General features: G+C 71.9%; 14 protein-coding genes. 8 read left to right on the top strand and 6 right to left on the bottom strand.

Annotated elements, in window-relative coordinates; all coding sequences use genetic code 11:
- Window positions 1-218 precede the first annotated feature (218 nt).
- Together ACFULQ_RS01765 and ACFULQ_RS01760 are read left to right on the top strand one after the other, a co-directional pair.
- Window positions 219-839 carry an L-threonylcarbamoyladenylate synthase gene (locus ACFULQ_RS01765; protein ID WP_383536652.1) on the top strand — a complete coding sequence of 207 codons (621 nt, stop codon included), beginning with the start codon at window positions 219-221 and terminating at the stop codon, window positions 837-839.
- A 124-nt stretch (window positions 840-963) separates the two neighbouring features.
- Window positions 964-1,719 (top strand): dienelactone hydrolase family protein, encoded by a 756-nt coding sequence (locus tag ACFULQ_RS01760; RefSeq protein WP_383536650.1) that lies wholly within the window; start codon window positions 964-966, stop codon window positions 1,717-1,719.
- Here ACFULQ_RS01760 and ACFULQ_RS01755 read toward each other — a convergent pair.
- The 5 genes from ACFULQ_RS01755 to ACFULQ_RS01735 form a co-directional block, all read right to left on the bottom strand.
- On the bottom strand, window positions 1,716-3,896 hold the full coding sequence (locus tag ACFULQ_RS01755; RefSeq protein WP_383536647.1) for a prolyl oligopeptidase family serine peptidase: 2,181 nt from the start codon (window positions 3,894-3,896) through the stop codon (window positions 1,716-1,718). The genes ACFULQ_RS01760 and ACFULQ_RS01755 overlap by 4 nt on opposite strands.
- Before the next feature lie 54 nt (window positions 3,897-3,950).
- Window positions 3,951-4,514, bottom strand: coding sequence for a dihydrofolate reductase family protein (locus ACFULQ_RS01750; protein ID WP_383536644.1), 564 nt, complete (start codon window positions 4,512-4,514; stop codon window positions 3,951-3,953).
- Between the two features lie 136 nt (window positions 4,515-4,650).
- Entirely contained in the window at window positions 4,651-5,478 is an 828-nt protein-coding gene (locus ACFULQ_RS01745) for a phosphotransferase (protein ID WP_383536641.1), read from the bottom strand.
- Window positions 5,479-5,590: 112 nt separating this feature from the next.
- The gene (locus ACFULQ_RS01740) at window positions 5,591-6,691 is read right to left on the bottom strand and encodes an ABC transporter substrate-binding protein (protein ID WP_383536639.1); all 1,101 of its coding nucleotides are present in this window, start codon (window positions 6,689-6,691) and stop codon (window positions 5,591-5,593) included.
- A gap of 32 nt (window positions 6,692-6,723) precedes the next feature.
- Window positions 6,724-7,365: a TetR/AcrR family transcriptional regulator gene (locus ACFULQ_RS01735; protein ID WP_383536636.1), complete on the bottom strand. Its 642-nt coding sequence runs from the start codon at window positions 7,363-7,365 to the stop codon at window positions 6,724-6,726.
- A 45-nt stretch (window positions 7,366-7,410) separates the two neighbouring features.
- On the opposite strand from ACFULQ_RS01735, the gene ACFULQ_RS01730 reads away from it, so the two are divergent.
- The 3 genes from ACFULQ_RS01730 to ACFULQ_RS01720 all read left to right on the top strand — a co-directional run bounded on the left by ACFULQ_RS01730 (window position 7,411) and on the right by ACFULQ_RS01720 (window position 9,930).
- Complete coding sequence (locus tag ACFULQ_RS01730) at window positions 7,411-8,319, top strand: ABC transporter ATP-binding protein (RefSeq protein WP_383536633.1); 909 nt, start codon at window positions 7,411-7,413, stop codon at window positions 8,317-8,319.
- A 4-nt stretch (window positions 8,320-8,323) separates the two neighbouring features.
- Window positions 8,324-9,067, top strand: a complete 744-nt coding sequence (locus ACFULQ_RS01725) for an ABC transporter permease (RefSeq protein ID WP_383536630.1) — start codon at window positions 8,324-8,326, stop codon at window positions 9,065-9,067.
- Window positions 9,068-9,165: 98 nt separating this feature from the next.
- Window positions 9,166-9,930, top strand: coding sequence for an alpha/beta fold hydrolase (locus ACFULQ_RS01720; protein WP_383536627.1), 765 nt, complete (start codon window positions 9,166-9,168; stop codon window positions 9,928-9,930).
- Between the two features lie 26 nt (window positions 9,931-9,956).
- On the opposite strand, the gene ACFULQ_RS01715 is transcribed toward ACFULQ_RS01720, so the two are convergent.
- Window positions 9,957-10,730, bottom strand: a complete 774-nt coding sequence (locus tag ACFULQ_RS01715; RefSeq protein WP_383536624.1) for an SDR family oxidoreductase — start codon at window positions 10,728-10,730, stop codon at window positions 9,957-9,959.
- A gap of 274 nt (window positions 10,731-11,004) precedes the next feature.
- Here ACFULQ_RS01715 and ACFULQ_RS01710 point away from each other — a divergent pair, with 274 nt between their 5' ends.
- The 3 genes from ACFULQ_RS01710 to ACFULQ_RS01700 all read left to right on the top strand — a co-directional run bounded on the left by ACFULQ_RS01710 (window position 11,005) and on the right by ACFULQ_RS01700 (window position 14,551).
- Window positions 11,005-11,901, top strand: a complete 897-nt coding sequence (locus ACFULQ_RS01710; protein WP_383536621.1) for an MHYT domain-containing protein — start codon at window positions 11,005-11,007, stop codon at window positions 11,899-11,901.
- 43 nt (window positions 11,902-11,944) lie between these two features.
- Window positions 11,945-13,447, top strand: coding sequence for a metallophosphoesterase family protein (locus tag ACFULQ_RS01705; RefSeq protein ID WP_383536618.1), 1,503 nt, complete (start codon window positions 11,945-11,947; stop codon window positions 13,445-13,447).
- Between the two features lie 75 nt (window positions 13,448-13,522).
- Window positions 13,523-14,551, top strand: a complete 1,029-nt coding sequence (locus ACFULQ_RS01700; RefSeq protein WP_383536615.1) for an LLM class flavin-dependent oxidoreductase — start codon at window positions 13,523-13,525, stop codon at window positions 14,549-14,551.
- The last annotated feature ends 7 nt before the right edge of the window (window positions 14,552-14,558 follow it).

Below are 14,558 nucleotides of genomic sequence, written 5' to 3'. Positions count from 1 at the left end.
GGACGCGGTCGGGTGTGGAGAAGGCGGGCGTGAAGGTGCCCTTCGCGCGGAGAGTGTGGTGGAGCGGCGGGGAGGGGGTGTCCCTACTGGGCGGAGTTGTCCTCGCTGTGCAGGAGTTCGAGACGGACGAGGCACCGGACCCGGTCCGGGCCGGGTCGGCGGAGTCGCCGCTTCCCGGCCTGCGTCCCCGTCCCGCCACGACGGCATAAGCTCGGCGGATGGCCAAGTACTTCGACGTGCACCCCGACAACCCGCAACCCCGCGCCATCAGCCAGATCGCCGAGAGCATCCGGTCGGACGCCCTGATCGCGTACCCCACGGACTCCTGCTACGCGCTCGGCTGCCGGCTGGGCAGCCGTGACGGCATCGACCGGATCCGCAGCATCCGTCATCTCGACGACCGGCACCACTTCACCCTGGTCTGCCAGGACTTCGCCCAGCTCGGCCAGTTCGTACGGGTCGACAAGGACGTGTTCCGCGCGATCAAGGCGTCGACTCCCGGCAGCTACACCTTCATCCTCCCGGCGACGAAGGAGGTGCCGCGGATGCTCCAGCACCCGAAGAAGAAGACGGTCGGCGTCCGCATCCCCGACCACGTCGTCACCCAGGCGCTCCTCTCCGAGCTGGGCGAGCCGCTGCTCTCCAGCACCCTGCTCCTGCCCGACGAGGAGGAGCCGATGACCCAGGGCTGGGAGATCAAGGACCGTCTCGACCACGTACTGGACGCGGTCGTCGACTCCGGCGACTGCGGCACCGAACCGACGACGGTCATCGACTTCTCCGACGGCGAGGCGGAGATCGTGCGGTACGGGGCGGGCGACACCAGCCGGTTCGAGTAAAGCGGTCCTCAAGTGGGAGGGGGCTGCGGCGGCCGGTTGGGTGGTGCGTGCAACCATGTGCCCGGCCCCGGTTCCGCCGGGCCGGCGACCCGCTCGCCGTCGTATGCGCAGAGAGGCACCTCCCATGACCTCCGTTCAGGGAACCGACGTCGACATCCCCACCGAGGACGGCATCGCCGACGCCTATCTGGCCCACCCGGCCGACGGGGCGTCCCGGCCCGCCGTCCTGTTCTTCCAGGACGCCTTCGGGCTGCGCCCCCAGCTGAGGTCGATGGCCGACCGGCTCGCCGAGGCCGGCTACACGGTCCTCGTGCCCAACGTCTTCTACCGGCACGGACGCACCCCGGTCTTCGAGCTGCCCGAGTTCATCGACCCCGGCGCGCGGCCGGAGATCTTCGAGAGGATCGGTCCGGTCATGCAGGCGCTGACGCCCGAGCTCGCGATGCGGGACGCCGGGGCGTATCTGCGCTGGCTGGCCGAGCGGCCCGAGGTCGCCGAGGGCCCGGTCGCCGTCACCGGTTACTGCATGGGCGCGCGGCTGTCCCTGCTCACCGCGGGCACCTACCCGGACCGGGTAGCCGCGGCGGCCGGCTTCCACGGTGCGCGCCTGGCCACGGACACCCCGGACAGCCCGCACCTGGTGGCCGAGCACATCACCGCCGAGCTGTACTTCGGCCACGCCGACAACGACCACTCGCTGCCGCCCGAGCAGATCGAGCGCCTCGAAGCCGCGCTGACCGAGGCCGGTGTACGGCACCGCTGCGAGGTCTACGAGGGCGCCCCGCACGGGTTCACCCAGGCCGACACCGCCGCGTACCACCCTGAGGGCGACGAGCGGCACTGGGCCGCACTGCTCGACCTGCTCAAGCGCACGTTCTAGGACGGGCGCGGCGTCCCGGCGTCGGAGCGGGGCGTGGCCGGCTCGATGCCCAAGTGGCGCCGCAGGAAGCTCACTTGCCGCTCCAGGAACTGTCGGGTGACCGTCGTGCCGATCGGCTGATGACCGATGCCGGGCAGGAGCAGGAGTTCGTGCGGGCGTCCGGCGGCCTTGAGCGCCGCGGAGAGGCGCAGGGTGTTGGCCGGCGGGACGTTGGTGTCGGCGAGCCCGTGGACGAGCAGCAGCGGCCGGGTCAGCCGCGGTGCCTCGCGGAGCAGGTCGCAGGCGTCGTACCGCTCCGGGTGGGCGTCGGGATGGCCGAGGAACCGTTCGCGCCAGTGCGCGTGGTAGAGCCGCTGGTCGGCGACGCCCGCGCCGGCCACGGCGGCGTGGAAGACATCGGGGCGGCGCAGCACGGCCAGTGCGGCGAGCGCACCGCCGAAGGACCAGCCCCGGAAGGCGACCCGGCCGAGGTCGAGTTGGGGACACCGGCGGGCGGCGTCGTGCAGGGCGGTGACCTGGTCGTCGAGGACGGGGCCGAACAGGTCGCCGTACACCTCGCGTTCCCAGGCGGGCCCGCGGCCGGGCGTACCGCGGCCGTCGGTGGTGAGCACGGCGAATCCCTGCTCGGCGAACCACTGCGAGAGCAGGACCCGCCAGTCCAGCTCCGCGGTGACGCGCTGGAGCGCCGCCCCGCCGTACGAGTCGACGAGCACCGGCAGCGGGCCACTGCCCCTGCGGTACCAGGACGGCAGATGGAGGCGGGCGCGCAACGCCTGTGGCCCCAGGACGAGTTGCTCGGCGTGGATGTCCAGCACCGGGCGTTCGGCGTACGACAGGACGGTGACGGCCGGTCGGCCCATGCGCAGCACCTCGGCGCGCCCGCCGGGCCGTTCGGCGTCCCGGGTGATACGGACCAGGGTGCCGCCGCGTCGGGCGCCGGAGTGCACACCGGGTCCGGAACTCACTTGCCGTAGGCCCGACTTGGGGCTGTGGCTCCACAGGTGGGTCTCGGTGGGGTCGTCGGAGGCGGTGAACAGGACGTCCTCGCCGTCGATGTCGAGCACAGCTCGCAGCTGAAGTCCCTTGGGCGTGACGGGTGTTCCGTTCCGGGCGAGGTGGCGGGTGCCGCTCGTGTCGTGGTGGGTGAGAAGGGCGCTGGAGGCCGTACGGGCGGGCAGTCCGGGGACGAGGTGCACCCAGTGTGCGTCGCGCTGCTCGTCCAGGACGGCTGTCCGGCCGTCGCCGGGGTCGATGCCGAGGAGGCGGACGGTGCACTGGTCACGGGACTGCACCAGGACCCACGGTCCGTGCGCGTCCCATCCGGCGCCCACGACGTACTCATGGGCGAGCCGGTCCCAACTCACCTGCACGGGAGGGCTGTCGAGCCCGGTGGGCCCGGTGAGCCACAGCGTCACGTCGGGGTTGGGGGTGCCGGCGAGGGCGGTGCGGCGGACTTCGCGGGCCGCGTCGCCCGCGCCGACCCGGTCGGGCCGGTCGGGCCGGTCGGGCCGGTCGGGAGGGGTGCCCAGGTCGGTCAGGTCGCCTCCGTCGGCCGGATCGGCTGTCGGCCAGGGTTGGACCGCCGCGCAGTCCGTCCGCGCGAACAGCAGCCGGCTTCCGTCCGGCGACCACCAGTACCCTCGGGCGTCGTCGAGGGACGTGGCGGCGGTGTGGGCGGCGACCCCGAACTCGACGTCGAAGGTGGGTGGTCGGGCCAGCGGTCGGTCCCCCGCGCCCTCCGCCTCGATCACCCGCAGGGCGCCGTGCGAGAGGTAGGCGATGCGGCGGCCGGTGGGGTCGGGACGAGGGTCCGTGACCGGTCCGACCACGGGCAGCCGCCGTGGCTCCCCCTTGCCCGAGTCCACCTTCCACAGCCCACCGCCGAGGGCGAAGGCGATGACCCCGGCCGCCGCGTCGGCGGCGTACGCCTCGATGCCGCCCACCCGCCCCCTCCGCTCGAACTGCCCGGCCCCGAGCAGCCGTACGGGATCGGCCAGCAACCGCTCCCTCCCGGAAGGGACGTCCAGCGCCCACAGACAGGTCACCGGGTCGTCACCGGTGCGACCACGCAGGAACAGCACGGTCTCGCCACCGCCGGAGACGACGAACCGCCCGGGCACGCCACGGGTGAAGCGGAGGGTGCGGACGAGTTGTTCGGGGAGGGTGGTGAGGGGCATGACGGTGTCCTACCACCGGCCCCATAAATAAAACGCAAGTTCGATTAAAGGCGCTCAGTGCCTGGTCTCGTACTTCGTCACGGTCACGCCGCCCGACAACGTCCGCGTCTCCACCAGGCTGAGATTCACCCAGTGGTCCAGGGCGGTGAAGAACGGCGTGCCGCCACCCACCAGGACCGGATGGGTGACGAGCACGTACTCGTCGATCAGCCCGGCCCGCATGGCGGCCGAGGCGAGGGTGGCACCGCCGATCTCCATGGGGGCACCGTCGTCGGCCTTGAGCCGGGTGATCTCGGTGACCGCGTCGCCGGTGACCAGACGGGTGTTCCAGTCGACCGAGCGGGGCGTGGCGGAGAACACCACCTTCGGCATGTCCCGCCAGCGGCGGGCGTACTCGATCGTCGCCGGGGTGGCACCCGGCTCCTTGTCGGCGGTCGGCCAGTGGGAGCTCATCCCGTCCCACAGCCTGCGCCCGTACAGCGCCAGGCCCGTCTGGTCCACCCGGTCTGACCACCACTGGAACAGCTCGTCGCTCGGCACGCTCCAGCCGAGGTCGTCGCCGGGCGCGGCGGTGTAGCCGTCCACGCTGATGTTCATGGCGAAGGTCAGTTTCCGCATGGCGTCGGCCTCCCGTGCGTCGCTCTTGGACGTACAGACCAGCACGGGGCGCGAAAATCATCGGTCAGCCACACCGGGCGGCCGGTCGACCACCACGCCCGGCAGACCCTCCGTACGGTGTCCCACGCAGCGGAGGCTAGACGCGCGCCGCCCGGATCCGGTCGAGCCATTCGGCGCGCAGGCGAGGGCCGTTGGGGAGTCGGTCGTGCCGGTCCCAGCGCCAGGTGGTGATCATCGCGAGGACGAGGAGCCGGCAGTCGTGCAGCAGGCCCTGGTCGACGCCCGGGTAGTGCCCGGCGACTTCGTCGGGCGCGTGGGCGAGGTCGAACTCGACGGGGCCGCGGCAGCAGGTCTCCAGGTCGATGAAGAGCGGCCCGTACTGGGTGGGGAGGAGGTTTCCCGGGTGCGGTTCGCCGTGCAGCAACTGGTCGGCGGCGTCGCGTTCGCCGATCGCTCGCCGCAGGCTTCGCAAGGTGTCGCCGAGCAGTTCCCGGTCCGCGTCGGCGAGGGCGGGCGTGCGCTCACGGTCCGCCAGGAGTCGCTGAGCCTGCTCGACTCGGTCCGTGAAGTGCGGGGTCGGGACGGCGAGTTCACGCATGCCGGCGTGCAGACGCGTCAGCGCGTGGGCGTAGTCGGCGGGCGGGATCTCCGGAGGCGTCACGGGGTCGTAGTGGGTCCACAGGGTGATCACGAAGCCGTCGCGCTCATGGACGCCCGGTTCCACCCGAGGGTCGAGCGCGGCCACCGGGCATCCCACCTCGGCGAGCCGCTGAGCGAGTTCGACCTCGAGCTGTGCGACCTGATCCGCCACCGGCGCCACCCGGGCCAGGACGTCACAGGGCAGCAGACGCAGAGTGAGCTTGTTCGAGTCATGGAGAACGATCGCGTCGTCGGCCGTGAGGCCCAGTGCGGTGGCGGTCGCCCTGGCCGCGGCCACGGCCCGCGGAACGTCCGAGACCTGCATGATCCCCCGGCCCTCCCCGTGAGCTTCGGCCTGATCGTCCAGGCGGCTGCAACAGGCGCACCGTACCAAGGCGAGCGCGCTGCCCCCACCGAGTTCGACGCCTCGTGCGCCCTCAGTCGGCGTGGAGGACACGGAAGCGGTCCGGGTGGGCCGGGTCCCGGTCCACGACCTGGATCGGTGCCCCGGCCCACTGCCAGACGTTGCTCCCGGGCGTACGTCCGAACTCGATCCGGCCCCGGGTGCCCTCGACGGCCACGCCCGGCCAGGACCCGGCGATCCGCGTCCGGTCCGTGCCGTGCCTTCGCAGCACGTCAGCGAGGACGGCGACCGTGTCGTAGCCCTCGTACGCGACGAACGAAGGGGGCTGGCCCAGCCGCTCGCGCAGGGCCGCCTCGACCCGTACGCCAAGTGGGCCGAGTTTCTGCGGCAGATAGCGCAGGAAGGGAATCCCGGTACCGTCGCCGCCCAGCAGCGTCCCCCATGAGGGGAACTCCGGCTGGCCGGCCGGAGCGCCCATCAGGATCTCGGCGAGACGCCGGTCGCGGCGGACGGCACGGACGATCGGCACCGCGGGGTCCGGGGAGCCGACCAGGAGGAGGAGAGCCGTCGCGCGATGCTCGACGAGCGCGTCGCACAGGGCGGTCGGGGAATGTTCCCGCACGTCGAGTTCGACGACGCTTCCGCCGCGCGCGCTGAGGTGGTCCCGCAGAATGCGCACTCCGGACGCCCAGTACACACTCGGCTGGGTCGCGACGGCGATACGCGTGTGCCCCGCGTCGAGAAGGAAGTCCGCGTAGACGCGCCAGCCGCGGGACTGCGGCGGCGACAGCCGCGCGACCCGGTCCGTCGGCCGCTCGGTGAGCGCGTCGAGGACCGCGGACGAGCACAGGTACGGCAGACCGAGCGCGTCGGCGCGGGCCGCGGCGGCGCGAGCGACGACGCTGTGGTACTCCCCGGCGAGGGCGACCACGCCCAGCCCGGCCAACTCGTCGACGGCGGCCTCGGCCCGCCGCGGATCCGCCGCGGTGTCCCGGACCACCAGCTCAAGGGCCCTACCATCGACCCCACCGCCGACATTCACCTCACCGACGCCCACCTCGATCCCGGCCAGCAGGTGTTGCCCCGCCTCGACCCAGCCGGGCCGCGCCAACGGCCCGATCACACCGACCAGCACGCCCGACCCGCCGGCCGGCTCCACTCCGGTTGCTGACACGGCCACTCGCCCCCTCACCATCCCGTCCCCCCTCACGCCTCTCCCCGCGCAGCCCCCAGCACCAGCCGCCGGATGTCCGCCAGGTCCGCCTCGAACTCGGCCGTGAGGTCGACCGGCAGGTCCAGCCAAGGGCCGAGTCGGCTGTGGCCCGGGAGTTCACTGTCCGGGAGCTGTCCGCGGCGGCCGCGCGGGTCGAGGGCGCCGGGGGTGAAGCGGCCGGAGGCCTCCGAGGTGGCGAAGCCGATGACGAAGGTGCTGATCAGTCGCTCCAGTCGGGGCACCTGCGGCTCCGGGACCCCGGCTTCGATGAGGGCGAGGTAGATGATGTCCACCGCGCGCACGGCATCCGGTGTGACGGCGGGGCGGGAGAAGAGCAGGTGCGCCGCCCAGGGATGACGCTGGGTCACTTCCCGGCAGGCATGGGCGAGGGCGTCGAGCCGTTCGTCCCAGGCCCGCTCCCGAGCCCCGGGCGCCGCGTCCGTCGGAAGGAGCGCGGAGAGCAGGCGTCCGACCATGCCGTCCAGCAGCGCCGCCTTGTCCTTGACGTGCCGGTACAGCGCCATCGGCGTGACGCCGACCCGCTCGGCGAGCGCACGCATCGACACCGCCTCCAGGCCCCGCTCGTCGGCGATGGCCAGGGCCGCGTCCAGGATCTCTTCCCGTCTGCCACTCATGGGTCTACAGTGTAGACGTATACACCGTAGACATGGGGAGGGCGGATGCTCGTCACACACGGCCTCGTGAAGTCCTACGGCCGTCATCGCGCGCTCGACGGTTTCGACCTGACCGTCGAGCCGGGCGAGATCGTCGGCCTGATCGGCCACAACGGCGCCGGCAAGTCGACCTTCGTGGAGATCGTCACCGGCCTGGTGCGGCCCGACGCGGGCCGCGTCCGCGTCGGGCCGTACGACGCACTGAGCGAGGGCCGGGCCGCACGGCGGCTCGTCGGGGTGGCTCCGCAGGAGCTCGCCCTGTACGGCAGTGCCACCGTGCGGGACAACCTGCGGCTGTTCGCCGGGCTGGCCGGGCTCCGCGCCCGGCGCCGGGAGGCCGGGATCACACGGGTCCTGGAGGAACTTCAGCTGTCGGCGGTGGCGGACCGGCCCGTGGGCGTCCTGTCCGGTGGGCAGCGGCGCCGGGTCCAGGCGGCCACCGCGATGGTCGGCTCACCACCCCTGCTGCTGCTCGACGAGCCGACGGCCGGCGCCGATCCGGAGACCCGCTCGGCCCTGCTGGCCGCCGTGAAGGCTCGCGCCGAAGCCGGTGCCGCCGTCGTCTACACGACCCACTACCTCCCCGAACTCGTCGACCTGGACGCCACGTTGGCGCTCGCACGGGCCGGCCGGGTCATCGCGCGCGGCACTCAGGAGGAGCTCACCCGGCATCTTCCCGGAGAGCTCAGGGTCACCTTCGCCGATCCGGCCGAACCCGAGGTCCGCATGCCGAGCGCGGATCCCGGCGCCGACCTGGCGACCCTGCTCGCCTCCGGCCGCACACCCGTCTCGGTCGACATCCACCGACCCGGCCTGGACGACCTCTACCACTCCCTGGAAGCAACAGTGTCGGAAGCCACGGCGTCGCAGGCCACGGCGCCCGAGAGGACGGAACCCCGCGATGCCGCCGCATGAGTCCATGACCCGCCTGAGCGTCCTGATACGCCACAACACGCTGCTGATGCTGCGCGAACCCGGCCCCCTGCTGAGCCGGATGATCCTGCCGCTGGTCTTCATGACCCTGCTGCGCCCGCTCTACCTCTCCGCGCAGGGCCGGGCGGCCGGTACCGAACAGGCGGTCGTCGGCACCCTGGTCACCTTCTCGCTGCTCGCGCTCAGCATCTCGGGCAACGCGATCCTCTCCGAACGCCTCGGCCGCACCTGGGACCGACTGCGCGGCACCCCCCTGCACCCGGCGGAGCTGCTCCTGAGCAAGGCCGCACCCGTCCTCACCGCGCTGCTCGCCCAGCAACTGCTGATCGTCGGCTTCGGGGTGTGCGCGTTCGGGCTGCGCGTCCCGCACCCCTTCCTGCTGCTCGGCGTCCTGCTCAGCTGGAGCTGCACACTGCTCGGCCTCGGGGCACTGCTCGGTGTGCTGGTCCGGTCGATGGGTGAGCTCTCCGCCGCCTACGACATCGGCGGCATGCTCCTCAGCAGCGTCGGCGGCGCGCTCGTCCCGCTCGCCGTCCTGCCGGCCTGGGTCGCGGACGTCGCGCCGGTCTCCCCCGGCTACTGGGCCGCGCACGGTCTGCGAGCCGCTCTCGCGGGCGACACCCACACCGCGGCGGTGGCCTGCGGCACGCTGTTCGGCACGGCGGCGGTGTGCGCGACGGTGGCCTCGGTCCGGCTTCAAGGCCGCAGCGGTCGGGTGGTGGCGCTCTAGGGCAGGTTCACCGAGCCTTCCGCCGGGTCCCCGCGATGACTTTCCCGCCCCGCCCCGGTCCTCCTCACATACGACTCCCCAGAACGGACGTGATGACGATGCCGAGCAGCTCTGCCTACGCCAAGGTCAACGGGCTGGAGATGTACTACGAGGTCCATGGCGCCGACCGCGGGGAGAGCCGTCCCCTCGTGCTGCTCCACGGTGGGGTTCTCACCGTGGACCTGACCTTCTCGGGTGTGCTGTCCGAGCTGGCCGCCGGCCGGCGGGTGGTGGCTCCCGAGCTTCAGGGGCACGGCCGCACCGCCGACATCGACCGTGACCTGACCGTGGCGAACCTGGCCACCGACGTGGTCGCGCTGCTCGACGAACTCGGTGTGCGGCAGGCCGACTTCTTCGGGTTCAGCCTGGGCGGGCTGGTCGCGCTGGAGATCGCCGTCCGGCATCCCGAGCGCGTGGGGCGGCTCGCGCTCGCGGCCGCCATGTACACGCAGGAAGGTGTCCACGAGGAGGTCCGCGTCCCGGACTACAGCTCGCCCCGGCTGCCCAGCCAGGCGGACTTCCAGGAGATGGCCGACGCCTACGCGGCCGTCGCCCCGGATCCCGGGCACTTCCAGGACTTCCTCGCCAAGGTCTCCGCGGCGGCGCAGGCCCCGCTGCCCTGGACCGCCGACGACCTGCGCGGGCTGCGGGCGCCCACACTGCTGCTCGTCGGCGACAGCGACTTCGTACGCGTGGAGCACGCGGCGGAGATGCACCGGCTGATCCCCGAGGCACAGCTGGCCGTCCTCCCCGCCACCACGCACATGGCCCTGATGCGGCGGACGTCCCTGCTGCTGCCCCTGCTCGGCGAGTTCTTCACGTGAGGCGGGATACAGCGGTACAACTCCCCTTACGCCATGCCCCCGTTGCTGTGGAGCAGCTGGCCGTTGACCCACTGCCCCCGAGGTGAGCACAGGAAGTCCACCAGGTGCGCGGTGTCCTGCGGAGTGCCCAGGCGGCCGAGCGGGGTGGCCGCGAGGCAGTGCGCCCGGATCTCCTCGGACATCCAACCCGTGTCGACGGGACCGGGGTTGACGGCGTTGGCGGTCACGCCCAGGTGGGCGAGTTCATGGGCGGCCGCCAGGGTGATGCGGTCCATCGCGCCCTTGCTCGCCCCGTAGGGCAGGTTGCCCACGGTGTGGTCGCTGGTGAGGCTGATGATCCGGCCGGTGCCCGGCGGTGCGGTGAAGCGGCGGCCGAACTCCCGGATCAGCAGCCAGGTCGCCCGGGTGTTGACGGCGAAGTGCCGGTCGAAGCTCTCGACGGTGGTGTCGAGCAGACCGGAGTCCGCGGATTCGCAGTGGCTCATGACCAGTGCGGTGACCGGGCCGAGCCGGCGCTCCGCCTCGTCGAAGACCCGGGCCGGGGTGTCGGGATCGGCGAGGTCCGCCTCGATCCCGGCGGTCGCGGCACCCCGCTCGGCCAGCAGCCCTTCGATCACCTCGGTCGCGCCGGGTTCGGTGCCCCAGCTCATGCGGGCGTCGTAGGCGTGCCAGTAGGTGAAGGCGATGTCCCACCCGGAGGCCGCCAGCTGCCGCGCGATGGCGGCGCCGATGCCGACGGTGCGACCCACACCGGTGATCAGGGCGAGCGGACGGGCGGGAGGTTCGGTGCGTGTCGTCACGGGCCGAGATCGTCCCCGACACACGACGGACCGACAACCGCTTTTCCTGATCGGAACCGGGCGCCCGGGAACACGGAAATGCTGAAGATCGGTCAACTCTGGCACATCCGCGAGCCCCATGAGCCCGCTTGGCCGAAACTCGTCGCCGTGTGACTAAAGTTCAACGTCACTCCCAGGGAGTTCTTCGCTTACCCACGGTAATGTCTTGATTAACGCGATCCCCAGCCGTCACCCTTCCTCCACAACCAGCCAAGACTCTGGGGGGAGTTGGCTCATGGAAGGTACGGTCGACGGCTTCCGCTACGGCGCGGTGACTCCGGTCGCCGCGTATCTGATGGCGTGCCTGGGTGGGGCCCTGGGGCTGCGCTGCATCGTGCGGACGCTGCTCAGCGACCAGTCGTGGAAGCCCGGCTGGCTGGCGCTCGGCGCCGCCTCCATCGGCTGCGGCATCTGGACGATGCACTTCATCGCCATGATCGGTTTCCAGGTGGTGGAGACCCGGATCCGCTACGACGTCGGACTCACGGTGCTCAGTCTCGCCGTGGCGATCGTCGTCGTGGGCATCGGCGTCTTCATCGTCGGCTACGGGGGCGCCAGCACCCGGAACCTGTCCTTCGCGGGCGTGATCACCGGGCTCGGCGTGGCGGCCATGCACTACCTCGGCATGGCGGCGCTGCACCTCAACGGGACGATCCACTACGCCCCCGCGATCGTCGCGCTCTCCGTGGTCATCGCGATCGTCGCCGCGACCGCCGCCCTGTGGGCCGCCGTCACCATCCGGGGCTTCCTGACGAGTCTCGGGGCCAGCCTGATCATGGGTGTCGCGGTGACGGGGATGCACTACACGGGCATGTCCGCGGTCAGCGTCCATGTGCACGGCAGGACCGGCGGACCGTGGGCGGGCGACTCACCCACCTCGCTGCTGCTGCCCATGCTGCTGGGACCGGCGATCTTCCTGCTGCTGGCGGGAGTCGTGGTCATGTTCGACCCGCTCCTGGTGCTCGGCGACGGCGACTGGAACCGCGCGTCCGCCTCGGCCGCGCACACCTCCCCGCAGTCCGACTCGCTCTTCGAGAACCAGGACAGGCAGGAGGTCCAGGAGCACCGGGTGGTCCAGGCCCGCGCACCGCAGGATCCGAACTGGGCCGTACCCCGCGGCCCGCGAAGGTGACTCCCCCGTCGGGCCGGTTCTAGATCGTTGTTACGGTGCACCGGTGTCTGACTCCTCACGCGATACCGCCGAAGGCGCCGGCTGGGGCTCTGCCCAACTCGGCGAGTACAAGCGGCTGATGCCGCCCAAGGTCGAGAAGATCTCCTGGCTGAACCCGAGGACGCTGTGGGCGGCCCGCAACGGCGTGGTCGCCTCCTGGCTCGGGGACCCCACGGGCCGTACCCGAAACCGCTGGGTGGCCCAGCGGGCGGCGGCCGGGGCACCCGCCGACAAGGTGATCCGCCGCGAGGACCCCGAGCGCTTCTCGTTCATGGTCATCGGCGACACCGGAGAGGGCGACGATCCCCAGTACGCCGTCGTCCCAGGGTTTCTGAAGGTCAGTCAGGACACCCGGTTCGCGGTCGTCGCCAGTGACGTGATCTACCCCGTGGGCAGTGCGGACGACTACGGCACCAAGTTCTTCCGCCCCTACCAGGACTATCCGGCGCCCATCTACGCGATACCCGGCAACCACGACTGGTACGAGGACCTCGGCGCCTTCATGCGCGTCTTCTGCGACGACGCCCCGCCCCTCGATCCCGAGCCCGCGCCAAGTCCCCTGACCCGCGCCCGGCTGCGCTCCCTGCTCTGGCACCGACCGCGCGCGAAAGACGGCCAACGCCTCGACGAGGCACGCCGGTTGCGCGCGAAGCCGGTCCAACAGGCCGTCCAGCCGGGCCCGTACTGGGCCGTCGACGCGGGACAGCTGCGCATCATCGGCATCGACACCGGCCTGCTCGGCACCCTCGACGCCGAACAGGGCGCGTGGCTGCGCGAGGTCTCCCAGGGCCCCCGCCCGAAGATCCTCATCACGGGCTCGCCCCTGTACGTGGACGGCGAGCACCACCCCTGCGCCATCGAGGGCGGCGGCACGGTCGACGAGATCGTGCGCGCCCCGGAGCACCACTTCGTCGCGGCGATAGGCGGCGACATCCACAACTACCAGCGCTACCCGGTCGACGTGGACGGGCGGACCATCCAGTACGTCGTCTCGGGCGGCGGCGGTGCGTTCATGCACGCCACCCACACCATCCCGCGGGTGTCGATCGCCGACGTCACCGAGCAGGACTTCCGCTGCTATCCGCTGCGCGGCGACTCGCTGGCCTTCTACAGCAGGCTCTACGGCCGCCGCCTGCGCCTGCGCCGGTTCTTCACCCTCACCGAGGCCGAGGCCACCGCGGTGATCGCCGAGCGGCTCGGCATCCCGCCCACCCGCCTGCCGGGCGAGCCGGCCCGCGTCACCTTCCGCACCCGGCTCATCGCCAGTCTGCTGGGCGCCGGCGGCCGCCCCGACCGCACCTCGCGGTTCCGGCTCCCGGTGCGCAAGATCTACACACAGCTCTTCTCACCGAGCTCGGCGACCTACAGCCCGCCGTTCTTCAAGTGCTTCCTGCGGCTGGACGTCACCCCCGAGGCCGTGCACCTGCGCTGCTTCGCGGCCACCGGCAACCTCGCCCAGGAGATCGAGCCGCCCGTCGAGGACGAGGTGATCATTCCGCTGCGCTGAGACGGGAACACGGTGGACGGCGTCGGAGTTGCCCCAGCAGTACTACTTGATTCATCAAGCGTCCCGGAGGAGCCCGTGCCGTCCACCCCCCGCCCCCTGCGCAAGCTGGGCTTCCTGACCATCGGACTGTTCGACGAGGCGGATCCGCGCCGCGGCCACGAGTCGACACTGGAGATCATCGAACTGGGTGAGCGGCTCGGCTTCGACAGCGCCTGGCTGCGCCACCGCCATCTCCAGTACGGCATCTCCTCGCCCGTCGCCGTCATGGCGGCGGCCTCCCAGCGCACCCGCCGCATCGAGCTGGGCACGGCCGTCACCCCGCTCGGCTGGGAGAACCCGCTGCGCCTCGCCGAGGACCTGGCGACCGTGGACATCCTGTCCGGGGGCCGGATCAACCCGGGCGTGAGCGTGGGCCCGCCGATGCACTTCGACGAGGTCAAGGGGGCGCTGTACCCGGACACGGCGGACGCCGAGGACTTCTCCTACGAGCGGGTGCGGCGCCTGCTCGACCTGGTACGGGGCAAGCCGGCGAGCGACTTCAGCGGGGTGCAGGGCTTCGAGGTCTTCTCGGACCGCGTCCAGCCGCACTCCCCCGGCCTGGGCCGACGGCTCTGGTACGGCGGCGGCAGCCTGAGTTCGGCGCGCTGGGCCGGGGAGCACGGCATGAACTTCCTGACCAGCAGTGTCGTCAAGGCGGAGGCGCCCGAGGGGCCGTACGACTTCGCCGAGATCCAGCTCGCGCACATCCGCGCCTTCCGCGCCGCCCACCCCGATGGCGAGGAGGCCCGTGTCTCCCAGGGCCTGGTCGTCATCCCCACCGACTCCGCCTCACCTCAGCAGCGGGCCAGGTACGAGGAGTACGCGGCGAAGCGCACCCCTCGCACCGCCTCGCCCCAGGGTCCGGCCCGGCTGCTGTTCGCGCCGGACATCGTCGGCACGTCCCAGGAGATCGCCGAACGCCTCCACGCGCACGCCGCGTTCCGCGAGGTGGACGAGGTGGCCTTCGCCCTGCCGTTCACCTTCGAGCACGAGGACTACGTACAGATCCTGACGGACATGGCGACGAAGCTGGGTCCGGCGCTGGGGTGGCGACCGGGGGTGTAGGGCGGCT

It is taken from the genome of Streptomyces sp. NPDC057253 (assembly GCF_042669125.1).
In the GTDB taxonomy this organism is placed as follows: Bacteria; Actinomycetota; Actinomycetes; order Streptomycetales; family Streptomycetaceae; genus Streptomyces.
This window is presented reverse-complemented; position numbering and strand designations above follow the sequence as displayed.